Source organism: Stenotrophomonas sp. STEN038, from assembly GCF_056759895.1.
Map to the genome: position 1 here is coordinate 85,366 of NZ_JBRRDW010000001.1, position 23,303 is coordinate 108,668.

The window sequence follows — 23,303 nt, forward strand, 5'->3', positions numbered from 1 at the left end:
CTTCGTGCCGCTGCATGGGCAACCTTCAGAAGCCGGAGATTCAACCACCACTAAGGCAATGCCCGCCAGTCGATGATCAGTGCCCAAGCTAGGGGCTCCCCTTCGCAACTTTCGGGTGAGTGCCAAGCTGGCAGCCTATCAGCACGCCAACAAGGTCTCTCTAGGCCTTGGTTGTCAGAACGGCCCAGCCACTTCATGCGCGTCTATACAGCGCGTGTATCACTACAAGGAACCCCCACGCCAATGATGTCCCAGTCCAGTAGTCGCTTTCAGGCAGCTTCCACCGCCGAAGCGTTGGCGATTGCTCTCGAGCACAACCCCCTCAACGCAAATCTGGCCGCCAACCTTGGCAGCGTAACTCCGCTGCTGGCCGCGGCCTTCAGCCTGGCCAACGGGATCTCGCGCGCAGCGCCCGACCTGGTACACAAGCCGTCCCTCCACGTGCTCGTAATTGGCGCTGAAGAGCTGGCCATCGATCAGGGCCGTTGGTTGCAACTGGCAGCCGATCTCCTCGAGCGCGAACAACCGATCCAGATAAGCCTCGCTCGAACGGAAGGCTCCCAGAGCCGCATCAGTCCATATGCTGAGATCATCAACCATCAAACCCCTGCCACCATCGTCGATGGTGATGCCTGCATCCTCCTGAACGCACCGGACATCATCCATGCCCCCCTCATGCGCATGCCGGCGAGCTTGGCGGACCTGCCTGGATTGTCGTGGGTGGGTAAGGCCATGAGTAAGGGGATTCGCGTCTCCGGATCGGCCTCGAATCCCATGGAGGGTTGCATCCTCGCGGCATGCATCGCCGGCGGCAGGCTGGGATCTGTCCGGCGAATTGGAGCAAACTACAACTTCGACACTGGCGTCGAGTTCGAGATCGTGCCGCCAGACAGCGCGATCATGGAGCCGGTGATTGCACGCGACGCGATCAGCTGGGTCACCGAAGCCCGTGCTGCTGAACGTATCAGCCGCGAAGCCTTGCACGCGTACGTTCAAGACCCCGCTGCAGCTGCGGTCCTGAAACGCGTGGCGGCATTCGCCGGAGATCTTGGCGACTTGGTGGTTGGGGCGTAGAACTAATTCCGTTTCACAATTCGGCAATAAGGAGTTCCAGATGGCGGTGTAGTACGTCGAGTTCCAAAAGACTGGCAGCAACCGGTAGATGATCAAGGGCAATGGGATACCCACGCCCTGAAGTGGGCCGAGGGGCTTCGTGCCGACGACGACAGTGGTGGATGGGTTTCGTTGAGCGAACGGCGGAAATTCCAAACATTCGCATCCTGGTACGGCGGCGCACGAACTGATCCCGAGAGAAACATGCCTCTTTGGCGCGATGAAGAGCGCGCGCACCTCATGATGTATGAAGATACATCCGAAGGGACGCCGAAGAGTCCGGCGTTTCTACCGCTGAAAAGATCGCGCATTGGCTCGTGGACAACATGTGTCCTGGTTCGCCGACTACACCTGCTCGGATGAGGACTGGATTCAGATTATCGGCGACTCCAGGAACTCGCTGCCTTGTGTGCCAAGCGCGCAACAGGCATCAGAGGCAGATCCCATTTAGATCCGGGATATCCAAGACCTGGGGCCGGCTATGCCGGCCCTTCCGTTTTCAGCTGCTGCCCTTAGGGAAACAAGCATCGGTCAGAACCATCACCGGGCTGATCCGGTAGCTACCGTCTGCATGCGCTTCCGGCCGTACTGCCCGGCCTTCGACCTCTACGATGCAGCCGGGCGCATCCAGCTCCAAATCAGCGGCAACCATGTAGGCCGCTGATGGCTCGTGCCTGGACGCTACCGGCAGATGCGGCGTTGCCGCTTTCGCGGTGGGTACGATCCAACCGCCCTCCTGTATTGCCGCCCCAAGTTGGGGTGCAAAAGGAACGATGCCTAGGGCAACAAGGACGACCAAGCCCATAGCGCAATGTGCGCGCGAACCGCTCATAACCGTTCTTAGATTTTCAAAGGGGCCGTAACTCTAGCCTTTCTTCACCCCCATTCATGTAGCGCAACTGCCATGTACTACCCGCCAGTTGAGGCAATCGGCTCTTGCTCAGTACGTGTTCAAATCACGAAGTTTCGCGGGGGCGCGCATTTGCAATGATGAATTCCGGCGCCATTCCAGCCGACGAACGACTAACCGCCAGTGTGAGAGAGCCACTATGCCCAGTATCACGATCCGAGTTTTCGATGAGCCATGTGGAGCGATTGCCGGATTCGCAACGCTCGCAGCGTCCACTGGAAAGAATCGTCGGATCGCACAGGCCTACTTGATGGCTGATGGTTCTGTCGATCTTTCAACGGTCAGGAGCGCCTGCGTCACGGAAGACGGGCAGCAGTCGCGCCAAAGCGAGTTGGCAACCTTCGAGCGGAAGATCCGCGAGACAGCATGGAGTAATCACCAGCCTGAAGCCATCTGAGTCAAAGCAAGCCATACCCCCGCTTTCCTTTGTTAGAACCGAGCCATCAATGAAACTCATCCTCGCCATAGCACTCGCCACCCTGACCGGAAACTCACTGGCTGCAGAACTTAGCCCAGCCCAGGTCTACCGAACTGCTTCCCCGAGCGTGGTACTTGTATGGGCGGCCGATGCGAAGGGAAATGACCTGCAGCAAGGAAGCGGCGTGGTAATCGATAGCGGCCTAGTCGTAAGCAACTGCCATGTGGTCACTGCTGGCCCCGCACTCTTCGTGGAAACGAAGGGTCGACGGTACCCGGCTACACTGGACGCGCGCGAGCAGTCCAGGGATCTCTGCACCCTTCGGGTTGAAGGCCTTCATGCTCCAGCGGCTCGTGTCGGCAATTCGACCGGCGCCGAGATCGGTGAGCGGGTGTACGCCATCGGCGCACCGCAAGGGTTCGACCTGACTCTATCCGATGGACTGCTGTCTGGTCGGCGCGGAAAGGGGGACGTGCAGCTGCTTCAAACCTCTGCGCCTATCTCTCCTGGCTCCAGTGGCGGCGGTCTGTTCAATTCCGCAGCAGAGCTCATCGGCATCACCACATTGATCACGGTGGACGCCCAGCAGGTCAACTTCGCGGTACCGGTTGAGTCTGTGATGTCGGTGGCCACCAGCACTAACCGGGATGCACGCCCAGCCAAGCCGGCCGTCCGCAAGCTCTCACCGTCCCTACGTCAAGACGGCGATTGGGTAACGATCTACAACAACCCCGAACAAGTACGAGTTGAGCTGGACATGGACACGATCGTCGCTCAGGGCCGCATCGTCACGGTCGCCCAGCGCAACACCTACACGACCCCTCGCGCCTTCGGTGGGATCACCGGCGTCAGTCAGGTGCTGCAGGTCCGCCGCTACGATTGCGCGGCCCGCGCTACAGAGCTAGGTGCATACGAACTGCTCGACTCCGAGCAGAACACCCTGCTCTCCAACCGGGACGACCTGGGTCTACGATCACCGATCACGACAGGTTCGACCAACGAGCCGCCGTTTGAGGCCGTCTGCGAACCGTTCCTCCGCTGAGCCTGGGGACGCAACTAAGCGCCCATCTGCACCTATGTCAGATTTCAAAGTGCATGCGACTAAAGCCGCTTCGTTGATGCGACTCGAAAGCCATAAAAAAGGCCGGTTGCCCGGCCTTTTTTGTCGAACACCTCGACCTATCACGTAAGACTTATCGGAGTGGCTTGCTCAATCACTCACAATCCGGGCCTATTTCTACAGGTGTTTGATGGCAGCCCGAAAGCTATGTTGTGACCATATCAAATTCGCACCTTCTCTGAAACCCGAGTCGCATGCGCTCTGAAATTCGACAACCTACCCCAGCACACTATCCTGCCACCCTCTCCTGGCTCCGCGGATGTACAAACCCTGCGACGGTAGCAACCACTGAAAAGCTTGCTGTGGCCCCGGTCGAAGGCATGTCACTCGGACACCATGATCAGCATCGCAATGGCACGTACGGGGCTAACGGGAAAATCACCCCGTTCGACGAAAGCCTGCCGGATCTCGATGACGCCCCTGAGCCTGTACTGAGTGCAGCCATCCAGCGCGACCAAGGCGCGCTTCCAGTACGTCACAGGCTAAGCAGCGAGCAGTTCGTATCGACCGGTTTTGTGATGGGTGTGGTCGCCGCTGTCGAGCGAAGTGTCGGCATCTCGCTCAGTGAGACCGAGGCGATCGGCATACTTATCCACGCCCGCCGTGCAGAAGCCATGCACAGCGCAGCCTGGGTATCACCGGCAGTGGAGTCCACTGTCTTGGATACATTGGCAAGGATCCTCGTCCGCCAGCCTTGGCCTGAAGGAGAGCCCCATATGACCTTCATCCATGCGATGAAGATCCGTGCGATCGAACTGGGGATGCGGGTTACCGAGGTCGATGGGGAGCGGCCGACTACACAAGCCGGCCGCCCAGGGAACCTCAGGCTGTGGCTGTGATGCCACCTGACATACCCTTAAACCTTGCTTGCCATTTCAGCGATACCTGCATCCAGAGCCGCAATTAGCTCGCGCCGAGGCTTGCAATCCTGATAGCCAATCTCCGCTATTGCGCGGGCCTCCGATATCGCCTCAAAGCGCTCGGCATCGGTGTTACAGACAGGTATGCTCGGCCCGCCGTAGTAGAGATCGTAGACCACGTCGGCGTGATCATTCTTGTGCTCGTGTATGGCCCATTCCTCCAACTGAGCTCGCGCAGCACCAATCTTCTCGCTCACCCGCCAAGAGAATCCAGCACATAGTTTCTGCATCAGCGGGCCAAGTTTCCGGTGCAGCTCAATAGGCATCGCCGTCGCCGGCCTCCAGCTCGATGGAATCCCAGGCGCGCCGCCATAGGGAGTAGCTCCCTTGTGATCTCTCCACGATGCGCTCGGCCTCGGGCGACGAATCTTCTGGTCAACCTGCCGCTGGGGACTAACGAAGTCCTCCCCGTAGAGCCCAGTTTCGTGTGGCCAGACGTCAACTATGTCGAGTGTCGGTTGCTTGGCAAGCTCGTCTGCAACGCGCTGTAGTAACTCGCCATCCCGGCTGATCAGGTAAGGGGGGCATTCACCGGGGAGATAGATGCCGTCCCACTGGGGCGCGAGCTCCTGCCAATTGCGGGCCTCCAGCCAGCGCTCCCGCTCTGCGACTTTGTGATCGAGCGTTCGTTGGTAGGGTTCATCAAGCAGAATGCAACTGTCGGTGGCAGGGTCGAACCAATGCGAGACGTGATCCCGACCAGGCAACCTATCCAGATCGCGCATGACATCACGGTGTTTCTGCACGGAGACCGGCTGAAAACCTGTTGATTCCATGAAACGCAGAGACCGTGCGGCCGTCAGCAGCACTTTGCGAGCTTCGTCCTGGCCCGTTACATCCGTCTGGTGTTCCAAGTGGTCTGCATACTCCATCCGGAATCCACGCAAGCCGCGCGCCCGATAAACGCGGTGCTTGGCCACGATTTCTGAAAGCGGGCGTTTCAGCTCCAAGCATAGGAGTTCGCGACCAGAGCGCGGGATGTTTATCTCGGCGCTGGCTTTGAGCTCGCGAGCCGCACGCCAATGCACGGACAGATAGACGGGGAAAGTGGTGTTGCCAGGTTTGCCGGCCTGGCGGGCCGCCAGCTGTCGCTTGGCATGCAGAAAGTTCTCATAGCCTGCCTGACGGCCGGCCTCATCGAGAGCTTCGGTGTGGGTGATGTTGCGCTCGCGGTGAATCTTCTTGGCGAGCTGTTTGATGCCGTCCACGGTGGACGGCCGAATGCTGGCGATAACCATGCGCTTCAGTCCTAAGGCCTAGTACGCAGCGTCACCGTCTCCACTGCTGTAGGCCGGGATGAAGGCATCGGCCAAAAGGGGTGTATGCACTGCTCTAGGAGCTTCGGAAGACGGTGTCGTGCGCGTGCCAGCGCCACAACAACGTACTCAGGGAAGTTGGCTTAGTCAACTATCAATTTTGCGTTCGTGCTGCCCGGGATGCCTGGGCGGATGCAACTTTCAGGAGACGTCGTAGGTGGTGCAATGGCTTCATACCCCTAACCCTTCCTGGGACACCGAATGGCCCGCGACCAGCACCTTACCGCCGAGAATCAAATCGACATGTTCAGCCAAGCTGGCCGCTATGGCGTCTTCGGCACAGGGGCAGCTAGGCGCTACTTCGACAAGGCCCAACCAGATGGTTGCATTGCCGAGGTCACATCGGTGCATGAGTATGTCCACGAGATCACGCTAAAGATCCTCAATGGTGAGCCGGGGCGCGTTACCTCAAAATCAGCTCGCCCTCGCTATGCCGCTGTTGGCTCCGGCTGCTCTGCGCGCATCTACCCCGTCAAAAACATAAACGAAACGACCCTCCAAATCATCGCGTTGGTTGGGGGCCAGGACTTCTTCCAAGCACTCATTGAGCGCATTCTCAGCTGCTTGGATGCGCACTTCTCCGTCGAGGGTTCAGCGGCGGTGCCCTATACCAGCGGCACCTGGGTTGCTGGAATCGGTCCGCCGGAGCACCAGAGCAAGAGTGGACCTCCTCTGGAAACGCGTATCACCAGTGCCGACGGCGGGATCATCGCCACCTTCGAGGTCGGCCGCTATGCACCGGGAACTCTGGAAGAGTCCGCAGGCAATGCGCGACGAGCCGCGGTGTGCGTCAACAAGCTCCGCGGTGTCTCGACAGAGATGCTCGAGCAGCTCCCCGACGATCTGCTGTGTCACCTCATCGAAACCCACTTCTCCATTCCCAAGGCTGCCTGAAATGTCTGACATCACCACCCTGGACCAACTCATCGCCGACCTGCAGGACCGTCGCGCCACCCTGCCCGGTGATACGCCAGTGCGCATTGCGGGCAACATGAAGCAGACCTTCCGCATGAGTGTCTCCACCGGCCGGCTGGGCAAGGCTGATGGGCGCTCCCTGTCCGGGAGACTCCTCGTAAGCCGTGGCGGTGAGCCGGTGATCCTGATCAATCGGGACTGAGTGGACTCAACTACCCACTGCGTCGCGCCAGTTGCGCTACTGCCAAGCGAAGGCGCCGGTTCTAAACTGCCGCTTAGTTTCAAAAAGACCGGGCTTTTCCCGGACAAACCACCCCGCTCATGGGCACCACTGCCCATCCGGGGCTTTGGTGTTCACGGGCAATACCCGGAGAACTCCAATGAACAAGAAATTCACTATCGTCTACCGCGCCAATGCCGAAGACGCCAAGCAGTTCCGCGTCATCGAAAACAGCGACGTCAACTCGCTCGCCGATGCGCTGGCTGCATTCCAGGAAACTGACCCTGATGCTCTGCTGCTGGCAGTCATCGCCCACGAAGCGCTGATTGAGCCGCGTGACCTGCTGCTGGCTCAGACCAACAACATCATTACGGTGACCCACGGGGACGGCGATGAGTTCAAGATCTGCGCTGTAACCGGCAACGTCCTCACCCCCGAATCCGAGATGCATGAGGATTTCAAGGAGTACAAGCGGGCCGACATCACGGAGTATCTGCAGTGGGCATCCGACGCAGGCCTCTTCCGCCCCACCAGCGTCAATGCTCTGGGACTTCGCTGGATCCACAAGTCTGGCTACGTCGAAGAAGCTGAGATGGACTGGCGCAAGGACCTGCTGGACGCACATGGCCTTGGTATCCACATGAACCAGCCGATGGATCGCATCCAGTGGGAAGGCGAGGTCTTCCACAAGCTGTGCCTCTTGGGGGATATGTCCAACGGCGACGCCCAAGGTCTCACTGAGGCCCGGCAGGATTTCTTCGATACGCTCTACGTCCAGAACGTGAAGCCCGCAGCTGCTGCACAGCAGTTGTTGGCACCCCGAGCCTGAAGGAACGGCCATGTCCAAGAGTGCTTTGCCGCGTCGTGCAGCCGCACGATTCCTGAAGGACGCACCCTCCTACGTCGTGGCCATCTACGACAACGGCGGAAAAACCTGTGATCGCTTTTCGATCCTGACCCGCTCCTGGCACAACGCCCAAGCGCGGCTGGTTGAATGTCTCGGCCTGTCCGAGAATCCATCCAGCCCGCACGGCTTCAGCCAGTTCTGCGGTGCAACTCGCGGCGCCCACCTGGGTCGCAAAATTGCATGGAATGAACTACCGGAGAACGTCCGAATGCACGCAACCGTGCGTTTGCCGGCCTAACCGGTTAGTAGCAACAATCCGAGCCGCTCCCATCTGGGGGCGGCTTTTTTAATCGCGCGTCGTGCGACGATTATCGTGACGCGTCACTTTACTGGATGCAGGGCCGTCTAACTTTCATGGCGATCGAGCCGATATAGATTCAAAGCGCCACCACTTTCTCTATCCGCATGACTCACACCGGAAACCGCCCCACCCTTGGATCGCTGGCGCTACGCACCGCAACCCCACCGAAGATCTACCAGGTACCAACCTGGAGCCGGATCCACCGAGAGGATGGGCGCGTCGAATACACCATCTCCGTACCGACTCGGTTTGGCGGACGTCTTTTCGTTGTCGAATCGTTCGATGCATCTGCCATCCGGAGCGAGGTAGCTGATCGCATACGCGCTATCCGGCGCGTCCTGTGGGGACGCGATCATACGGAGCGTGCGGCGAAACCCGCTTGGAGCCGCGCGACCGCGGCAGCGTCACCGGCCACCGCTGCACATCATGAGCCCGTCGATAGTCCTCCTCCGAAGCAAGCGCCGGCCCGTGGGGACAATCCGGCTGCAGAGGCCGCTTGCGACACCCCGCCATGGGAATCCGGTGGCGCTGCAGGCGAGGCATCCGTTGCATCTTCGATAACGTCCGCGACGCCGTCCAGCCAAGACAGCCATGACAGTCAGTCAACCGTGCAGCCCCTCAGTTCGGAAGAACCTCAGCGAGCGCAGATGACCTTGTTCTGAGCAACGATCGCAACTTTTGCCCAGGCGCCGCGGTGGTTTACTAAGCACATCTCAGTAATCGGAACGATCAATGAAGCCCTGGATTGTCGGCTACAACCTCCCCACCAAGAGCTGGTCCAGCGGCGGGGTGCGCGCCGACTATGAGGCCCCGCATTGGGATATCTTCCTGGTCCACGCCAACTACCGGGAAGAGGCGGAGAAGGCCGGCCGGGTACTGCGCCGAGCGCATCAGACGCTCACCCCGCGCCAGCGCGAACTGCTCGCATCGCTCCGCGAAACCACCCCCACGATCGAGGACGCATCCTTGGACTTCGTGGAGATCGCCGTGGATGAGCTGGCAATCGCAAAGCAACTAGAGCGCAAGAAGCTTCTGATCATCAAGCCTGAAGCGGAGCGCATGGTCCGCCTCACGCTGCCGGCATTCAATCCGTCGCTGGTGGGTGCTGTATGAGCGCCCTCTCCCTTGCTACCCCTGCCCCGGTCACGCGCACGTGGATGGCTGGCGATCGAATTCTGGCCCGCTCACGCGTGCCGGAACTGGTCACCAAGACCCTCAAGGTGCTCAGCAGTCCCCAGTCGGACGGTAGCGTCCGCCGCAAGTTGCGTTTGTCGAGCAACTTGCTGCCTTTGCTTGGATACCAGCCAGGCGCAAGATTTGACGCAAAGCAGCTGGGCGCCGGCGCCGGGATCGAGCTCCAGTTCAAGCCCGACGGCGGAAACAAGATCCACTGCCGCGAGTACGCGAGGATGCGCGCGCGCCCGCTCGAGGCTCAGATCGACCTGCAGAACCAGAAGCTGCTCGACGCTGCGATCCCGTCCTACACCGAAGCCGTGTCTTGGCACCTCACCCCGAACGGACGGATCACGATCAAGCCGTTGGCCAATCGTGCCTTCTCGATTGGCCGTAGCCTGCGCCAGCGTCGCGCCGCCGATCGACTTGAGGCCTTCGTCGCGCTGACCTCTGGCGTGGACGTCGCTCTGATGGAGGCTGAAGGCTTCCGCGTCATCGCTGCACTTGACTGGCGGCCCAACGAAGCCAGGGACAAGACGGACAAGACCGAAACTGGTGCGCTCAATACCACGGCCAACAGCCAGCACCTGCGCTTCCTTTTCAACGAGGACGTGTTCGCTGCGAACTGGGCCCAGATCCGCGGTCAGGTCGGCACAGTTCCTGTGATGCATTGCAGCCCGCAGTGCGACGACTTCTCACCCCTGAAAACTCATCAGGCGCGACAGGCCAGCATCGACAACATGTCGAGCGTCGTCGACATGGTCGTTCCCGTGCTGCGCGGCGTTGAGGAAATGCAGCCTGCCGTCTGTGTAATCGAGAACGTTCCCTCTTTCTTGGCGGCCCAGGCTGGCCAGATCCTTTGCTTGCAGCTGCGCCGCATGGGCTACCACGTGTCGGCCGAAATCCTCGATGCACCGGACTACGGCGGCCTGACGTCGCGCAAGCGCGCCTTCATCGTGGCCAGCGTCTTCCCGGGCTTCACTTTCCCGCCGATGCAAGCTCGGAACGCAACCCCCATCCTCCAGCATTTAGCTTCCCATCTGGGCCGGCTGCCTGACATCAGCCACACCAGCACCATGCAGAAGGCATTGGAGTGCGGCCGGGCGCGACTGATTACCACTGAGTCCATCATCGCGCCGACCCTTACAAAGAGCCAACCTCGTCGAGCGAAGGATAGTGTTGTCGTTCGGACCGACGACAACCGCTACCTCTTCGTTGACGGGCCGGCCTCCAAGTCCTTGATGGGCCTTGAAGCAGTAAATACGGCCCTGGTCAGCACCGAGATTGAGGCCGAGATCATCGGGCAGAGCGTTGAAGGCCCCATGCATTCCGCGCTAATGCGTCAGGTCCGGGAGCACATCATGATCGCCACCGATGCCAAGCAGATGCACCTGATCTGATGAGCAACCGGGTGTCAGATCACTGAGGTTAGGCGGCATCAAACGCCCGTAGTCCGGATACCGTAATCCCATCTCATTGTGGGAACAGGTATGCGTCGCATAATCGCCTACGTCGGACTGGCGCTAAGCCTCGCCACGGCATGGCGTTGGCTGGGTAGCCGTCCCTTTGCCGACGGCGCCAGCTCGCTCGACATGGTGACCTTGGCTGCTCTGATACTTGGTGCTGGCCTCGCCCTGCTGGCCATCGGTACCACCTCCCCTCGATGCCCCCGATGCGCCGCCGACACGCACGCCGTGGCCGGCGGTTACGGCGTGTGTTCTGGGGATGTGTGCGCTACCCATCATGTCTCGGCACCCGGCAGACGTTGCTGTGATCCCGCCTACCAACACCATGTTGCTCATTCTCACCAGCAGCGTGCATCTCGGGCTCTTTGTTGGCGCGCTCTCCGCTTCCCTCGTTGCTACCGCCTTGCTCGTGCGCGGCGTCGTGTTACTAGCCGCAGGACCGCGAGGGCTCCACCCTGTTCGGCGGTATCGCAAGATCGGTCGCCTGATGGCGTTCGGTATCGGAGCTTCAGCTCTTGCAGTCGCCCTCTGGTTGGCCACCGCCCATACCTCGCAAGGCTAGTTGCATGCGAAAAGGAAATTGGACCGCGGCCTTATCCTGAGGGTCCATCTGGGATCGGCTGAATCACATAGGCCTTGCTCTGCTGAAATAACGATCGCTGACCCGAACGATGCGGCTGCGCGATCCCTCGAACGGCGTGTGTTGCTCCGGCCGGCCGCTGGCAAGCCGGGCCACGTCCAGCTGACCCCGATGGCGTTCAACTTCGCCTGACAACTTTCCCTGGCCAGCTGGTATGGCCTCATAGGCCATAGTCACCTAAGGCACTGCCATGTCCCTCATTGTTTCCGTTGAGCTTCTTACGAAAACCACATCCGACGCATTGCAGAACATGCGTAGCTTCCAGGCAGAAAGGGCGAACTCCTGGGACAAGGAAGTCTCGATCGAACCTAGTCTCCTCAGCGATGATGTACTGCAGGATCTAGCTGCTACAGCGAAATCCACATCCGACCGGAAGGTTGAGAAGGCAGTCGCCGCGATTCTCACAGCTCGTTCCGGCCAGTTCGGGAAGCCCATTCCAAACTTCAAAGCGGTCACAGCGGTGCTCAGTGAGTACCTCCGCCATCAGCTCCTGGATGGGTGGATCTATGTACGCAGGGTAGATGGCCAGATGTACCCCGAGCTGATCAGCACCGTGACCCTCCAGGAAGAGCGCCAGCACGGCCGCAAAGCTGATCCGTACGTGTGCATCAGAACGACCAGCCATGGATTCACCCAGAAAGACCGAGGGTCGTCCATCGGGATGGTCGAGAACACCTATCGGATTACACCCCAGATGGCCGTCAACAAGCGCGTCTCGGAGATACTTGAGGCACTCGGTCTGTACAAGGAGACGCCAGAGCTGCGCAAGGCCTACGACGAGTCCATGAAGCGCTTTGCTGAACTCGTCCTGCCCAAGTTTGCCGAACAGTTCCGAATGACCGGCGTAGTCCGCGCATACGCCGAAGACGACTGGACCAGGAAAGGGGCCGAGCTGATCGGGCGGAAGGTGATCCACGATGTGCCCGATGATGAGGTCGGCGCGATCAGTGCCTACGGTGAAACTGCATTCACGCTCCAAGCTGATGAAGATGGTGTCGGGTTGATCCCAAGGCACCCTGTCGTCAAGGTCTTCGACATGGGAAGTCATGAGTTCTACTGGGTGCATGGCGACTTCTTGACGCCATACGAGTACGACCACTCATTGCGGGGAAAGCTGATCCTGCCATCGTCCCACCGGGACCTGTTGGATGTAATGACCGCCGACATCAACGCCTTCAAGGAAGACATCATCGAAGGCAAGAGCGCCGGAAACGTCATTCTCTGCAAAGGCCCGCCTGGAGTTGGCAAGACGCTGACGGCGGAGGTCTACTCCGAGCTGATCGAACGCCCCCTCTACTCCGTCCATTCCGGCAACCTGGGCACCTCGGCAGCTGAGGTAGAGAAAGGCCTCAAGACCATTTTCTCCAGGACGAAACGTTGGAACTGCGTCCTCCTACTTGATGAGTGCGATGTGTTCGTCGGGTGCCGTGGCACGAGCATCGAGCAGAACGCCATCGTGGCTGAGTTCCTTCGGACCATGGAGTATTTCGACGGACTCCTGTTCATGACCACGAACCGTCCCAACGACATTGATGACGGGATCCTGGCCCGATGTGCGGCCATCATCCAGTACGAAGCGCCGGACCGGGAAGACGCATCGGCTATTTGGCGCGTGATGGCGACCCAGTTCAAAGCGGACGTGAGCGAGAGCCTGCTTGGCCAGCTTCTCGACCTTTTCCCGGAAATTGTTCCGCGCGACATCAAGATGCTGCTGCGTTTGGTCATCCGTGTAGCCAGGAGTAAGTCGATCCCGATCGACATTCACGTCTTCCGGCAATGCGCCATGTTCCGAGCCATCAAGATGGCTGACCCCTCCACCGCCGCTGTGGCTGCATAGCCGCAGCCACGGAACCATCAAACAACTTCGGCTCGCCGTTCGCGGGAGCCGCTACGTCCTATCCCGGCTGATACTTCGATGTTCGATAGCAATACCCTTGAAGCGCCAATGCGTCCCCAGCACTCAGCTACCGGTTATACCCCTGACCCGGCCACCGAAATTGGCCGGGCGATCACCTACCTGCAGAGCGCGCTGGAGGATATCCGTACATCGCACCCCGAATCGGCTGCGACCTACCTGCTGGAAGCCCGCCTCCACGCTGACAAGGCATTCGATGCGCTGATTCCCAGCGCTTCCTCGGAGTAGCACTGCGGTCCAGCTTTGACATCAACGGCAACCCAGGGATGCAACTTTTCCGGCAGCCCCGCTGTGGTGCCATAGAGGCATCATCAATTCCCAAGGCTTCCCAGTGATTGACCACGACGACAGCATCAGTAACGACGTATCGGGGACCGCCCTGGTGGCATCGGGCGTCGAACGTGGGCAAGCCGGCGTACTGGAGCACTTCGATGCCCCATCACCGGGAACCTATTGGCGCCTGCTGAAGGCGACCAAGGAGACGGATACCAGTCGCCGCGCCACCCCGAAGATGGATAAAGGCACGGTGCTGATGCTCGCTCATGTCGAATACGCAGACGGGGCACCGCACTCCTATGAGTTTGCACACCATCCTGGCTGGCTCGAAGAGCTCGTCTATGGCTGTCGACAGTCGATCACCACCCCCACCTTCCACGCGGACGACTTCTTCAGCTGGTGGGAACGGGCCCCGGATGGGCCTGCCGTGCGCGCTCTCGAAATGCAGGCTGCGATGGACGACATGATGGAAACGCAGCGCCTGATGAGCCTTCCTCCGCCGGACGCTGCGCCGGCAGGACTACTCACCCATGCCCCCTCGCCTGACATGGGCTGTGAACCAGGTCAGGCGCTGGCAACGCTGGATGGCGTCCATGCCATGCAGTCATTCGTGAGCATGCAGCAGGAGGAGATGGAGCGCCGCGCCAAGTGGATCACGAAGCACAGCGAACGGCTACGGGAACAGGGTACCGTCCTCGCGAACTTCCACGCTGAGCGCGCCAAAGCCATGCTTGCCCAGGCCGATGTTCGCAAGCAGGAGCTGGAAGGCATCCTCAAGACCGTCGCCAACCTGCGCCTGTACACGGGCGAGGGTGTGGAAGCGATTCTGCTGTGTGACGGAGAGCCGGCCGCGCCCGACGCCAAGTTCACGGTTCACCAGGAGCTCCTCGCCTTCGATCAGGAAACCGGAATCCTGCTTGATTCCGGCGGCTTGGATCACACCCATACCGAGGAGCTGGCAGAGGCGCTGAAAGACCGCGCCCTGGTCGACCGAATGATCACTACGGAACTTGGGATGGTACTCGTCCAATTCCGCAAGGAAGACAAGATCTTTGACAAGAGCGGAGGCCTCGGCGCGGCTATCTACAACGCGCAGATGAACAAACACTCTCAGGCCAAGTTCTTGATGGTCCGTGATGGGCAGCGTATCTGGCTGGTCTACATCGACGATGTCCTGCAGCCCCTCTCCCAGCTCCTGCCTTCAACTGGCGAGCAGAACGCCTACTTCACCACGCCAAGATTCTCCCGCGAAGCTCCGGAGCGCATCACCAAGGATGACTTGGACTACGCCAAGGCACAGCGCAAACAGCTCGGCTATCTTGATCTGTATGGAAAGGTGCTGATCGCGTTGTGGGGTCTGCAGGATCGTACTGGCCTGCTGGTCGGCGGAAATATCCCGCAGATGTCCAACTGGCTCTCCCCTGATCTCCAGAATGCGTACATGCGCCTTCTGTCCACCGACAACATGCTTGGCGTCAGCCGCCCAGGCTTTGGGCAGTGGCAGTCCGGGCACAATAAGCATCTCGCTTCCGGGTCGTGGGTGGCCGTCAATCTGTACGAGGCTTTTGAACAGGAGTGGATCCCGGGCGCGTTCAGCCGCGGGAGCTACTACAACGGCCGTACGCACTACGAGATGCTGTATAAGCCAAACTCTGCGCACACGACCGGTGACTGGGGGGTTGTCTTCAGCCGTGCCAAGAAGGACACGACCGGAATCTATATTGAGGTTGATACCTATTACATTGGCCATGCTCAGGTCAAGAATCTCAGCCGGACCAATAAGCTCTACCTCGTTCGCGATGACAAGCCTTCTGAATTCAACGATGGCTACCTTGTGCTTGATCGCGTCCGGAGCGCGGAACTGGACTACTACCTGACCAGTCGCAAGGAACGTGCTGGCTACATCAAGTACCTCAAGCTGTTCCGAGAAGGTCGCCTCTGGACGGCAGAGCGAGATGCCAACGAAGCACCCATTCGCAAGCTGCTCGCTGCTGAGGTTGTGGAGGCCCGTATCCCTCATGACCCGGACCAGCTCGATTCCCTGCTGACGGATGCACTGGCAGTTGCGCGTACCGCGCGACGTGACGGTGTCATTCCGCCGGCCGCTACGCCCGCCTACAGGGAGTTCCTCAATGCCGTCCGGGCTGCCGCGCACGCCAGCCTTAGCAACAACGGAGATCGGGTTGCAGCAATCGAGAAGTGGGCTTCGGAGGAAGGTAAGCAGCCGCTGCGCCTCGCCCTGAGTGGCAAGGGCGATTGGTTGCTCTACTGCGTCCCATCGGAAGATGAGGAAGACGTCCGGCTGGGTGTCTTTGGCCATACCGTCGTGCGATCAGTGTCCTTCCAGGGCAACCACATATCTGTCTCAACCATTGACCGTCGCCTGTTGCGTTCGGTAAGTGGCGAACAGGTCATCCACGACTGGAACACGGTCGTCGAGGTGGAACCCGAGGAACACTTCAAACGACTTCCTGGGTATAAGCCTCGGCCAAAAGAGATCGGTGCCAAAGCGTGGCTAGTCGCAAATGCCGGCTTCACGATCCGATACGACCAGGCAGTTGCGGTCGCAGACTCAGCTGCCAATGGTCGCGAACTGCTGGAACGGTACAACCTGGAAGTGATGTTCAGAAACGAATGTGCCTACATGCGCCCCAAAAAAGGGAAGTATGTCGAACGGTCCAAGGTCTCAGTACCAATTGGTACCGCAATCACGCGAGGCGAACCCCATTTGCTCGTTGCTAGAACCGACAAGATGAAGTTCCTCTATGACAATGGGGAGGATTCGCTCCGGGGGCGTGTCGTTGAGGCCATGAACATTTACAAGCACAAGGTGGATATGAAGAAGGAGATCACCGATGAGGAAATCTCATGGGATCTATGCGCCATCCCGTTCGACGATGCTCATAGGGCCAGGACGGACATCAGTGCGATCCTCAATCCGAATCACCTAAAGGAATCAAACTGCACTAAGGCTGGAGCGCCCTCAAAGGGCTATGGCAACTACCAGGTAACCACAGTCTCTCCCCTCGGCGTCGAGTTGTTCCCCTGGTTGGTGGAGTGCACACGCACTGGGACAACAGCGCGCTCCGCGTAGCGCGCCCCACCGGGCAACGCCCAACTTTCTGAGCAAGGGTGTCTTGCAAAAATGAACTCACATTCCGAACAGGGCAACGCTCCAATGCAACTCGAATCCTCCTCCGCTGCCGTCGACAACGCATCCAACTCGCCGACTGCTACCAGCGAAACGATGGAAAAGCACTCCTTCGAGTTCTCTTCGGAGTTCCTCATTCACACGGTGAATTCGCAGTCAAGCACCCTGGGTAAGGCAGTGCTCGAAGGTGTGATGAATAGCATTGATGCTACTGCCACCAAGATCGAAATCGAGCTCAACAACAAGTCGATGGTTATCACCGATGATGGCCACGGCTTTCGCACCCGCGAGGAAGTGCTCGCCTGCTTCAAGGTGTTCGGATTCGATCATTCAAATCACGCGCGTGAGTTCGGCCGCTTCGGTTTGGGCAGGGCTCAACTTTGGGCATTCGCCAGTACCCGCTGGGTGACGAACGATTTCATCTTTGATGTGGACGTGCGTGAGCGCGGCTTCGACTGGCTGCTTGGAAAGAGCGAGACTAAGCTCCCCGGCCTGCGCATCGAAGCAAAGTTCTACAAGGAACTTACCAACGTCGAGATGGTCGAGTTCCGCACCGAGTTGGAGAAGCTTGTTCGCTACTCCGAAGTTCCGATCATCCTCAATGGCGAGCAACTGTCCAAGTCCCCGGCAGATGGCAGTTGGACGATCACCACCGATGAAGCTTTCCTGCGCACCAGCGAAGGCCACTATCTCGCCGTTTACAATCAGGGGATCTTCGTTGCGAACCTCTACACGTCCAATATCGGTATCTCTGGCACCTTGGTCACCCGCCGCGGCCACGCCCTGACGCTGAATGTCTCCCGCAACGAAATCATGCGCGCGACCTGCCCTGTGTGGGCGAAGCTCAAGCCGAAGATCGCCGAACTGGCCTCGAAGACCAAGGCGAAGCGCCTGACCGATGCGGACCGTGATTTTCTGGCGCTGCAGACCGCCGACCCGGCGTATATCGAAAACTTCGATCGCCCTATCATCACGCTGGCAAATGGGAAGCACGTCAGCCTTCAGGACGTCATGAAGAGTGCCTACACCATGCCGTTGACCGTATCGGAAACCGGCAATCGTATGGCCGAGTCGCTGATGCGAGACAAGACTGCGGTCGTGCTGGCCCAGGCTACCCTTGCTCGATTTGGTGTCGAGTCCATAGCTGCGTTGGTGCAGACGTGGCGATCGCGACTTGTCTCGGCGCAGTACCGAATGAAGTACCGCGACAACCGCCTCAAGGGGGCTGATAACGACGTGACGGTATCCAATGGGGTCCTCAGTTGCTACCACCGCCTTACCTCCAATCACATCCGTATCACCATCTTCGAGAACATTACCGATTGCCCCGGCTATAAGCAGCTGCAGGCCTCGAAGATTAAGCAGGACGATCTGAAGCCCAACCAGCGCGCCTTCCTGCGCTCCATGGAGAAGATGCGCCCCTACGTCTGCTCAGCCGTGGGTGGGGGAACAAACGTACGCCCGAAGCATCGCGCATACATCCTTGGCCGAGGTGAAGGGATTGAGGCTTACACGGATGGCACCACCTACATCGCCATTGTTGACAGCGTGGCAGAGCAGATGATGAAGGAAGGCCTGCCCGGCTTCCTGAGACTCGCTCACGTGATGGTGCATGAGTACCTCCACGACACCGAGGACACCGGGAGCCATGCCCATGACCTCGAGTTCATGGAAGTCTTCCACAACATCGTTCTGGATAGCTCAGCTCAGCTCTTCGCCGCTGCGACCTACGGGTTCAATGCCCTTCTCAAGGAAAACGACAAGTTGAGCAAGAAGTCCGCAAAGCAGCTTGACATGATCAAGCGCAGCGAAGCCGCCACCGAAGCTGTCGCCACTGCATGATGTATCCAAGGGCCCCCGAACAGGGGCCCTGCAACTTTCTGGGAAGATCGTCATTGAGATGATGGGACATCTTTACAGGAGTCCCCCATGTCCCCGTCCACGCAGCCAAAGCTCTACATCGGCGAAAGCTATGATGCAGTCCACCGCCGCTACATCAACGGCATGGTGAGCGAGCGCGACTGGCGTCTGTTCAACCTCCTCTGGACCTGGTCGGTGCCGCGCTTTGGTGGCGACGCCGGCCGCGTCCAAGACCGGGTCTATCAACGCTGTGGGGCGCTTGCGCTGGAGCGTCGCATTGCGAGAGCGCATGCGCACCTGACACGGCTGTCGGCAATGCCTGTAGCGATGGTGGCTTGAATGAACCTCCAGTCGAACAACAACCGGCGCCGCGCGGATATTGACGCCCGCACCGATGAGATCGTGCAGCGTCTCGCGGGCGGCGACACCTACGAGGCGATCGCCACGGACCTGGGGACATCTCGAGGGAAGATCTACACCATCGCAGTGGCCAATGGTGCGCGCCGCAGCGAGCAGAAGATCCGGGAGCGTGCAGCGGATCGAAAAGTCCGCCAGCGCGAGTTCCTGGAGTCCGTCATCAATGCGACCGCTAAGGCGGACGTCCTCGACTTCCTGGACGGGCTGCCTGACAACTCTGTCGCATGCCATATCGCTTCCCCTCCCTACAACGTGGGCAAGGGCTACTCGACCAGCAGCGATGCCTATGCGTTCTCCTTCTGGCTGGGCTGGCAGCTGCAGGTGCTTTCCGAGCTCGCTCGCACCCTGCAGGATGGCGGCACCCTCTTCTATCAGGTGGGATCGACCCGCGGTCCGGATGGGACGCTGTACCCGATCGACGTGCTGCTGTTCCAGCACCTGCAGACCATAGGCCTGACCTTCCAGTCGCGAGTGGCCTGGGTGGTGCCGCATGGGCTCACTCCGAAGCGGCGGCTCTCCGAGCGCTACGAGACATGCCTCGTCTTCTCGAAGGGGGTCCAGAGAACGTTCAACCCTGACGCTGCACGCACGCCGGCAAAGCAACCCGGCAAACGGGCCTTCAAGGGGCCGCGTAAGGGTGAGCTCAGCGGGAATCCCTTGGGCGTCCAGCCGTCCAACGTGTGGCAGGTCAGCAATGCCGGCCACAACCGACCCGGGCGCGTAGAAGGCCATCCGGCGCAGATGCCGCTGGAGCTGGCAAAGCGGGCCGTGCTGCTCTACAGCCTCCCAGGTGATCTGGTCGTGGATTGCTTTGCTGGTTCAGGCACGACGGCCGAGGCCTGCATTCTCACTGGGCGTGCGTTCTCCGGGTGCGATCTGGGCTATGAGGATGTCCGAGCCAAACGGCTGTCCAAGGTGGCGCCCGAGATTGTTTCGCTCCTCCCAGGCGTGACGGACGAATCCCTCGCCGTCTGGAACGCGGAGGCAACGCCAGTCCATTTCCCAGCAGACCTTGCCGCCCAGGACGAACTGTTCGCCTTGGCCGGCTGAGCGCGCCGGGCAACTTTTGCTGGCAATCGAGAATGCAAAACTGGCTACACCAATCAACCCGCAGGCCGAACGATATGTCCAGCACCGCAACCACCCCTATCCACGCATCGGCCGCCCTCGGCGCGCTCTTCGACGGATTGCGCGCAACGGGAACAACGTTCATGGGAAGCAACAAGCAGCTGACGCTGTTGTTGGTGGACGCCCTGGACTATCTCACTGCGGCTGAAGTGCCGGACCCGGATTCCGGTGCGCAGGCCGTCGATACCAAGGTGCTGGCCCGGGCACTGGAAGCCATCGCCAAGTCGTTGCCCGGCGAAGGCTCCTATTCCGACGTCGTGAATCCGGAAACCGCCGAATGAACAAGGCTCGATTCCGGGAGATTGTCGCCAAGCTGAAAGGCATCGCGGCCGCCAAGGGCGCCACTGCTGAGGTTGAGGAAGACGCCTTCATCGCCCGCTTCCAGGATGTCGCATTCTCGGTGTTCGTCGACGATGGCCCTATCGGGGTCCATTGGCACAGTGCCAAGCGCGATCTGGCGCCGGCACCTTTCGACTCCATCAACGATGTTCATAAGCGTAAGGCCACCCAGTGGCGCGACGATTGGCCGTCCCTGTTCTCGGCGCTGGAGAGCTCCTGTGCTGCCGTGGTTGACGGCACCGCTTTCGCCTAACCATTCAACCGAAGTTGTCACCGAGGCGCCTTCATGGGGCCTCCTCATCGGTCCTGATCCAATGAATCGCATGATCAACACGCACCTCATCTTCTCCGCGTTCCAAGTTACCGGTCACGACGTAGAGGATCTTCGCCAATCGGTACCTGAGTTCTTCCCGTCCGAGGACTATCCGAGCCCGGTACGAGGCCGGCTCTATATCAGCGACCTCTACCTGGAGGCTGTTCCAGCCGCAGGACCCAGCACGATCTGGTCGGTCGAGGTGGGCTCCACTGCGCAGCAAGGAACTCAGTCGTCGTGCGAGGCGGAGCTATACGGCTTCTACGCCAGCGAACTGATCAGTGATCCGGATGTTCGCGCATTCCTGGTCGATGAGGCGCCCGAGTCCAACTACTTGGGCGCAAGGCTGGAAGACAGCATGGAGATCCTGCGGGCAATCTACGTTGGATTCCAGAAGGTTCACGGTTACACACTGGCCAGCGCAGAGGACGCGTTCGCGGCCAGGGAGGACGGGCAAGGTAGTTCCTTCCCGCCAGAGCATCTGGACTGGCTGCAGAAGTTCTGTTGCCGCTGGGACCGCTGCAGCCAAGATGCTGACCGTCGAAAGCATGCGCTCACCGAGCTCGCCCGAAACCAGCACCTCGCGCCCCCAACCGAAGGGCGCCGCCCATCGACCATAGCCGGACCGGAGCGTCCGCCCGGCTACACCGATGATGAGTGGAAACTGGTGGTCCTCGGCTGGAACATGCACGGGACCTCAGTGACGCGGCCGGCAGGGCCGTAGGCCGCTTCATATGCCCAACCGTTGGCCAGATCAGGTGGCTTAGCGGCTGGCGGCAGGTACAACCCCGCACTAAAATCCTCGATAGCTCGGCTTCTGCCGAACTTCCCGGAGTTCCGGAACACATCTAGCGCGCAAGCGCATCAACCCGCCAGGGAGCGTATCCCTGCGGGGTTGCTCTTTGGCATTCACTGGAGAGCACCATGTCTTACCCATCCGAAGCCCGTTTCCAGCTGCGCTACAACACCAGTGGCAGGAATCGTGATCGAACCACAGTCGGCCAAGCCAACAACGCCATCCGCCGCAAGTCGCGTCGTCTCCGCATCGATACCCGTGGCCTAGACTTTGGTCGCCACGATAAGCGCACTGAATTAACGTGGCATCACGTCACGGTCGGCGCGCTTCTGGACGCAGCGATCCTGCGTCGCCGCGGTAACTACAGCCATGCTCGCGCTGTTCTGGCTGAGGCCAAGACCTTCCGTCGCCTTGCTGTCGGCGCCCTGGCCAACATCTGATCCACCCACCGCGCGTAAGCGCATTCCCACCCCGGGGACGATTCGCCCGGCTTGGGCGATCGTCTCCATTTCTTCTGGAGAACTCATGAACACAGCACCCGAAGCACCACCCCTCCCGTCCTCCCAGAACGCCGACGCTCAGGGCAACAAGGACTTCATCGCGAGCCACCGCGGCAAGCACGTGGCCGTCACCGCCAAGTCTTTCGATGCAGCGCGTGATGTGGCCATTGGCCACTGGCAGTTGGGCCTGATGGAGCGGCAGTGGTTGGTCATCATGACGAAGGCCGATAGCCCCTTCATCCCCACTGAATTGCTCAAGTCGTAACCGGGCCGGCCCGCTTAGCGGGCCGAACCCAGCAAGTATCCCAAGCGGCCACGCGCCGCAATGAACCCCCTCAAGGGCCAGCCTCCGGCTGGCTCTTTTTTTTTTGCCCGCGCCGCAGTCCCGCCAGGGATCTATACTCCTGGTCTATATCCACGGGAACCGGCTTGAGCATGCGCCCTGACAAGACCGCCAAGTTGTTCCAGAACGGCCGCAGCCAAGCCGTTCGCCTGCCGGCGGAGTTCCGCTTCGAGGGAGGCGAAGTCCTCATCCACCGGGATGAGGCCACTGGCAACGTCATCCTGTCAGCCCAGCCCGGCTTGGCTGCCTGGGGTGCCCTGCTCAGTGCCCTCCCCGCACCCGCCGGCCATTCCAGCGTCATGCGAGAGCGGCCGATGAACCAGCCGATCGCCAAGCTCCCTGCGAAGGCTTGATCCCCCGGGCTCATCATGCGCTACATGCTCAGTACCGACTCCATTCTCGACCTGGTCAACGGCCGGTCTGCATCTTTGCGCGGCCGGCTGGCTCGGTGCAGCCCAGAAGCACTGTGCATGTCAGCCATCACAGCAGCCGAGCTGGAGCATGGACTAAAGCGGCTTTCACCTGCCGACCCTGTCCGTCGGTCCGTTCGACAGCTGCTCAAGCAAGTGAAGATCCTGCCTTGGGATTCATACTGCAGCGGCTGGTACGCAGAGCTCTTCTTTCAGCAAGAGAGCCAGACCACTCCAGTCGGAACCATGGACCTGATGATTGCTGCGCATTCCATCGCCGCCGGTACCGTCCTGGTGAGCAGTTCCAACAGGAATGAGCTGGATCAGTTCGATGCTCCGCTCCGCGTCGAGTGCTGGTCCTGACACTCATATCCAATTATTCAGAGTCGCTACCTCAATTCAGTCACCGGTGGGATTGATACGAAGTGCAACTTTC

Annotated in this window: 24 protein-coding genes; 23 read left to right on the forward strand and 1 reads right to left on the reverse strand. The window is 60.0% G+C overall.

What is annotated here, in order from left to right:
- Positions 1–246: 246 nt before the first annotated feature.
- The 4 genes from ACVOLS_RS00500 (at position 247) to ACVOLS_RS00515 (ending at position 4,400) form a co-directional block, all read left to right on the forward strand.
- Positions 247–1,074 carry a hypothetical protein gene (locus ACVOLS_RS00500; RefSeq protein ID WP_481543978.1) on the forward strand — a complete coding sequence of 276 codons (828 nt, stop codon included), beginning with the start codon at positions 247–249 and terminating at the stop codon, positions 1,072–1,074.
- A 1,088-nt stretch (positions 1,075–2,162) separates the two neighbouring features.
- The gene (locus tag ACVOLS_RS00505; protein ID WP_481543979.1) at positions 2,163–2,420 is read left to right on the forward strand and encodes a hypothetical protein; all 258 of its coding nucleotides are present in this window, start codon (positions 2,163–2,165) and stop codon (positions 2,418–2,420) included.
- Positions 2,421–2,469: 49 nt separating this feature from the next.
- Positions 2,470–3,483, forward strand: a complete 1,014-nt coding sequence (locus ACVOLS_RS00510) for a S1C family serine protease (protein WP_481543980.1) — start codon at positions 2,470–2,472, stop codon at positions 3,481–3,483.
- A gap of 380 nt (positions 3,484–3,863) precedes the next feature.
- Entirely contained in the window at positions 3,864–4,400 is a 537-nt protein-coding gene (locus tag ACVOLS_RS00515) for a hypothetical protein (RefSeq protein WP_481543981.1), read from the forward strand.
- Between the two features lie 17 nt (positions 4,401–4,417).
- On the opposite strand, the gene ACVOLS_RS00520 is transcribed toward ACVOLS_RS00515, so the two are convergent.
- Positions 4,418–5,719 (reverse strand): DUF5623 domain-containing protein, encoded by a 1,302-nt coding sequence (locus ACVOLS_RS00520; RefSeq protein WP_481543982.1) that lies wholly within the window; start codon positions 5,717–5,719, stop codon positions 4,418–4,420.
- A 279-nt stretch (positions 5,720–5,998) separates the two neighbouring features.
- On the opposite strand from ACVOLS_RS00520, the gene ACVOLS_RS00525 reads away from it, so the two are divergent.
- The 19 genes from ACVOLS_RS00525 to ACVOLS_RS00615 all read left to right on the forward strand — a co-directional run bounded on the left by ACVOLS_RS00525 (position 5,999) and on the right by ACVOLS_RS00615 (position 23,230).
- Positions 5,999–6,691, forward strand: coding sequence for a hypothetical protein (locus ACVOLS_RS00525; protein WP_481543983.1), 693 nt, complete (start codon positions 5,999–6,001; stop codon positions 6,689–6,691).
- A gap of 1 nt (position 6,692) precedes the next feature.
- A complete protein-coding gene (locus ACVOLS_RS00530; RefSeq protein ID WP_481543984.1) occupies positions 6,693–6,914 on the forward strand; it encodes a hypothetical protein in 222 nt (73 codons plus the stop codon).
- Between the two features lie 178 nt (positions 6,915–7,092).
- Positions 7,093–7,761, forward strand: a complete 669-nt coding sequence (locus ACVOLS_RS00535; RefSeq protein ID WP_481543985.1) for a hypothetical protein — start codon at positions 7,093–7,095, stop codon at positions 7,759–7,761.
- A gap of 10 nt (positions 7,762–7,771) precedes the next feature.
- Positions 7,772–8,077 carry a hypothetical protein gene (locus ACVOLS_RS00540; RefSeq protein ID WP_481543986.1) on the forward strand — a complete coding sequence of 102 codons (306 nt, stop codon included), beginning with the start codon at positions 7,772–7,774 and terminating at the stop codon, positions 8,075–8,077.
- Between the two features lie 795 nt (positions 8,078–8,872).
- Complete coding sequence (locus ACVOLS_RS00545) at positions 8,873–9,253, forward strand: hypothetical protein (protein WP_481543987.1); 381 nt, start codon at positions 8,873–8,875, stop codon at positions 9,251–9,253.
- The gene (locus ACVOLS_RS00550; protein WP_481543988.1) at positions 9,250–10,713 is read left to right on the forward strand and encodes a DNA cytosine methyltransferase; all 1,464 of its coding nucleotides are present in this window, start codon (positions 9,250–9,252) and stop codon (positions 10,711–10,713) included. Before ACVOLS_RS00545 ends, ACVOLS_RS00550 begins: the two co-directional genes overlap by 4 nt.
- A gap of 896 nt (positions 10,714–11,609) precedes the next feature.
- Complete coding sequence (locus tag ACVOLS_RS00555; RefSeq protein WP_481543989.1) at positions 11,610–13,256, forward strand: AAA family ATPase; 1,647 nt, start codon at positions 11,610–11,612, stop codon at positions 13,254–13,256.
- A 108-nt stretch (positions 13,257–13,364) separates the two neighbouring features.
- Positions 13,365–13,562: a hypothetical protein gene (locus ACVOLS_RS00560; RefSeq protein ID WP_481543990.1), complete on the forward strand. Its 198-nt coding sequence runs from the start codon at positions 13,365–13,367 to the stop codon at positions 13,560–13,562.
- A gap of 103 nt (positions 13,563–13,665) precedes the next feature.
- The gene (locus ACVOLS_RS00565; RefSeq protein ID WP_481543991.1) at positions 13,666–16,704 is read left to right on the forward strand and encodes a hypothetical protein; all 3,039 of its coding nucleotides are present in this window, start codon (positions 13,666–13,668) and stop codon (positions 16,702–16,704) included.
- Positions 16,705–16,755: 51 nt separating this feature from the next.
- Positions 16,756–18,603, forward strand: a complete 1,848-nt coding sequence (locus ACVOLS_RS00570; protein ID WP_481543992.1) for an ATP-binding protein — start codon at positions 16,756–16,758, stop codon at positions 18,601–18,603.
- Between the two features lie 87 nt (positions 18,604–18,690).
- The gene (locus ACVOLS_RS00575) at positions 18,691–18,960 is read left to right on the forward strand and encodes a hypothetical protein (RefSeq protein ID WP_481543993.1); all 270 of its coding nucleotides are present in this window, start codon (positions 18,691–18,693) and stop codon (positions 18,958–18,960) included.
- Positions 18,961–20,088, forward strand: coding sequence for a DNA-methyltransferase (locus ACVOLS_RS00580; protein ID WP_481543994.1), 1,128 nt, complete (start codon positions 18,961–18,963; stop codon positions 20,086–20,088). It abuts the gene before it with no gap.
- 161 nt (positions 20,089–20,249) lie between these two features.
- Positions 20,250–20,447 (forward strand): hypothetical protein, encoded by a 198-nt coding sequence (locus ACVOLS_RS00585; protein WP_481543995.1) that lies wholly within the window; start codon positions 20,250–20,252, stop codon positions 20,445–20,447.
- Positions 20,444–20,758, forward strand: a complete 315-nt coding sequence (locus ACVOLS_RS00590) for a hypothetical protein (RefSeq protein WP_481543996.1) — start codon at positions 20,444–20,446, stop codon at positions 20,756–20,758. The genes ACVOLS_RS00585 and ACVOLS_RS00590 overlap by 4 nt, the downstream gene beginning before the upstream one ends.
- 61 nt (positions 20,759–20,819) lie before the next feature.
- Positions 20,820–21,542: a hypothetical protein gene (locus ACVOLS_RS00595; protein WP_481543997.1), complete on the forward strand. Its 723-nt coding sequence runs from the start codon at positions 20,820–20,822 to the stop codon at positions 21,540–21,542.
- Between the two features lie 200 nt (positions 21,543–21,742).
- Positions 21,743–22,054, forward strand: coding sequence for a hypothetical protein (locus tag ACVOLS_RS00600; protein ID WP_481543998.1), 312 nt, complete (start codon positions 21,743–21,745; stop codon positions 22,052–22,054).
- Positions 22,055–22,139: 85 nt separating this feature from the next.
- Complete coding sequence (locus ACVOLS_RS00605; RefSeq protein WP_481543999.1) at positions 22,140–22,379, forward strand: hypothetical protein; 240 nt, start codon at positions 22,140–22,142, stop codon at positions 22,377–22,379.
- 170 nt (positions 22,380–22,549) lie between these two features.
- Complete coding sequence (locus tag ACVOLS_RS00610; protein ID WP_481544075.1) at positions 22,550–22,810, forward strand: antitoxin; 261 nt, start codon at positions 22,550–22,552, stop codon at positions 22,808–22,810.
- Between the two features lie 24 nt (positions 22,811–22,834).
- Positions 22,835–23,230, forward strand: coding sequence for a PIN domain-containing protein (locus ACVOLS_RS00615; RefSeq protein WP_481544000.1), 396 nt, complete (start codon positions 22,835–22,837; stop codon positions 23,228–23,230).
- Positions 23,231–23,303 lie beyond the last annotated feature (73 nt).

Excerpts from the sequence above, each read along its gene's own strand:
- ACVOLS_RS00500 (WP_481543978.1), top strand. The coding sequence starts at position 247 with ATGTCCCAGTCCAGTAGTCGCTTTCAGGCAGCTTCCACCGCCGAAGCG.
- ACVOLS_RS00505 (WP_481543979.1), top strand. The coding sequence starts at position 2,163 with ATGCCCAGTATCACGATCCGAGTTTTCGATGAGCCATGTGGAGCGATT.
- ACVOLS_RS00510 (WP_481543980.1), top strand. The coding sequence starts at position 2,470 with ATGAAACTCATCCTCGCCATAGCACTCGCCACCCTGACCGGAAACTCA.
- ACVOLS_RS00520 (WP_481543982.1), bottom strand. The coding sequence starts at position 5,719 with ATGGTTATCGCCAGCATTCGGCCGTCCACCGTGGACGGCATCAAACAG.
- ACVOLS_RS00525 (WP_481543983.1), top strand. The coding sequence starts at position 5,999 with ATGGCCCGCGACCAGCACCTTACCGCCGAGAATCAAATCGACATGTTC.
- ACVOLS_RS00530 (WP_481543984.1), top strand. The coding sequence starts at position 6,693 with ATGTCTGACATCACCACCCTGGACCAACTCATCGCCGACCTGCAGGAC.
- ACVOLS_RS00535 (WP_481543985.1), top strand. The coding sequence starts at position 7,093 with ATGAACAAGAAATTCACTATCGTCTACCGCGCCAATGCCGAAGACGCC.
- ACVOLS_RS00540 (WP_481543986.1), top strand. The coding sequence starts at position 7,772 with ATGTCCAAGAGTGCTTTGCCGCGTCGTGCAGCCGCACGATTCCTGAAG.
- ACVOLS_RS00545 (WP_481543987.1), top strand. The coding sequence starts at position 8,873 with ATGAAGCCCTGGATTGTCGGCTACAACCTCCCCACCAAGAGCTGGTCC.
- ACVOLS_RS00550 (WP_481543988.1), top strand. The coding sequence starts at position 9,250 with ATGAGCGCCCTCTCCCTTGCTACCCCTGCCCCGGTCACGCGCACGTGG.
- ACVOLS_RS00555 (WP_481543989.1), top strand. The coding sequence starts at position 11,610 with ATGTCCCTCATTGTTTCCGTTGAGCTTCTTACGAAAACCACATCCGAC.
- ACVOLS_RS00560 (WP_481543990.1), top strand. The coding sequence starts at position 13,365 with ATGCGTCCCCAGCACTCAGCTACCGGTTATACCCCTGACCCGGCCACC.
- ACVOLS_RS00570 (WP_481543992.1), top strand. The coding sequence starts at position 16,756 with ATGAACTCACATTCCGAACAGGGCAACGCTCCAATGCAACTCGAATCC.
- ACVOLS_RS00575 (WP_481543993.1), top strand. The coding sequence starts at position 18,691 with ATGTCCCCGTCCACGCAGCCAAAGCTCTACATCGGCGAAAGCTATGAT.
- ACVOLS_RS00580 (WP_481543994.1), top strand. The coding sequence starts at position 18,961 with ATGAACCTCCAGTCGAACAACAACCGGCGCCGCGCGGATATTGACGCC.
- ACVOLS_RS00585 (WP_481543995.1), top strand. The coding sequence starts at position 20,250 with ATGGGAAGCAACAAGCAGCTGACGCTGTTGTTGGTGGACGCCCTGGAC.
- ACVOLS_RS00590 (WP_481543996.1), top strand. The coding sequence starts at position 20,444 with ATGAACAAGGCTCGATTCCGGGAGATTGTCGCCAAGCTGAAAGGCATC.
- ACVOLS_RS00595 (WP_481543997.1), top strand. The coding sequence starts at position 20,820 with ATGAATCGCATGATCAACACGCACCTCATCTTCTCCGCGTTCCAAGTT.
- ACVOLS_RS00600 (WP_481543998.1), top strand. The coding sequence starts at position 21,743 with ATGTCTTACCCATCCGAAGCCCGTTTCCAGCTGCGCTACAACACCAGT.
- ACVOLS_RS00605 (WP_481543999.1), top strand. The coding sequence starts at position 22,140 with ATGAACACAGCACCCGAAGCACCACCCCTCCCGTCCTCCCAGAACGCC.
- ACVOLS_RS00610 (WP_481544075.1), top strand. The coding sequence starts at position 22,550 with ATGCGCCCTGACAAGACCGCCAAGTTGTTCCAGAACGGCCGCAGCCAA.
- ACVOLS_RS00615 (WP_481544000.1), top strand. The coding sequence starts at position 22,835 with ATGCTCAGTACCGACTCCATTCTCGACCTGGTCAACGGCCGGTCTGCA.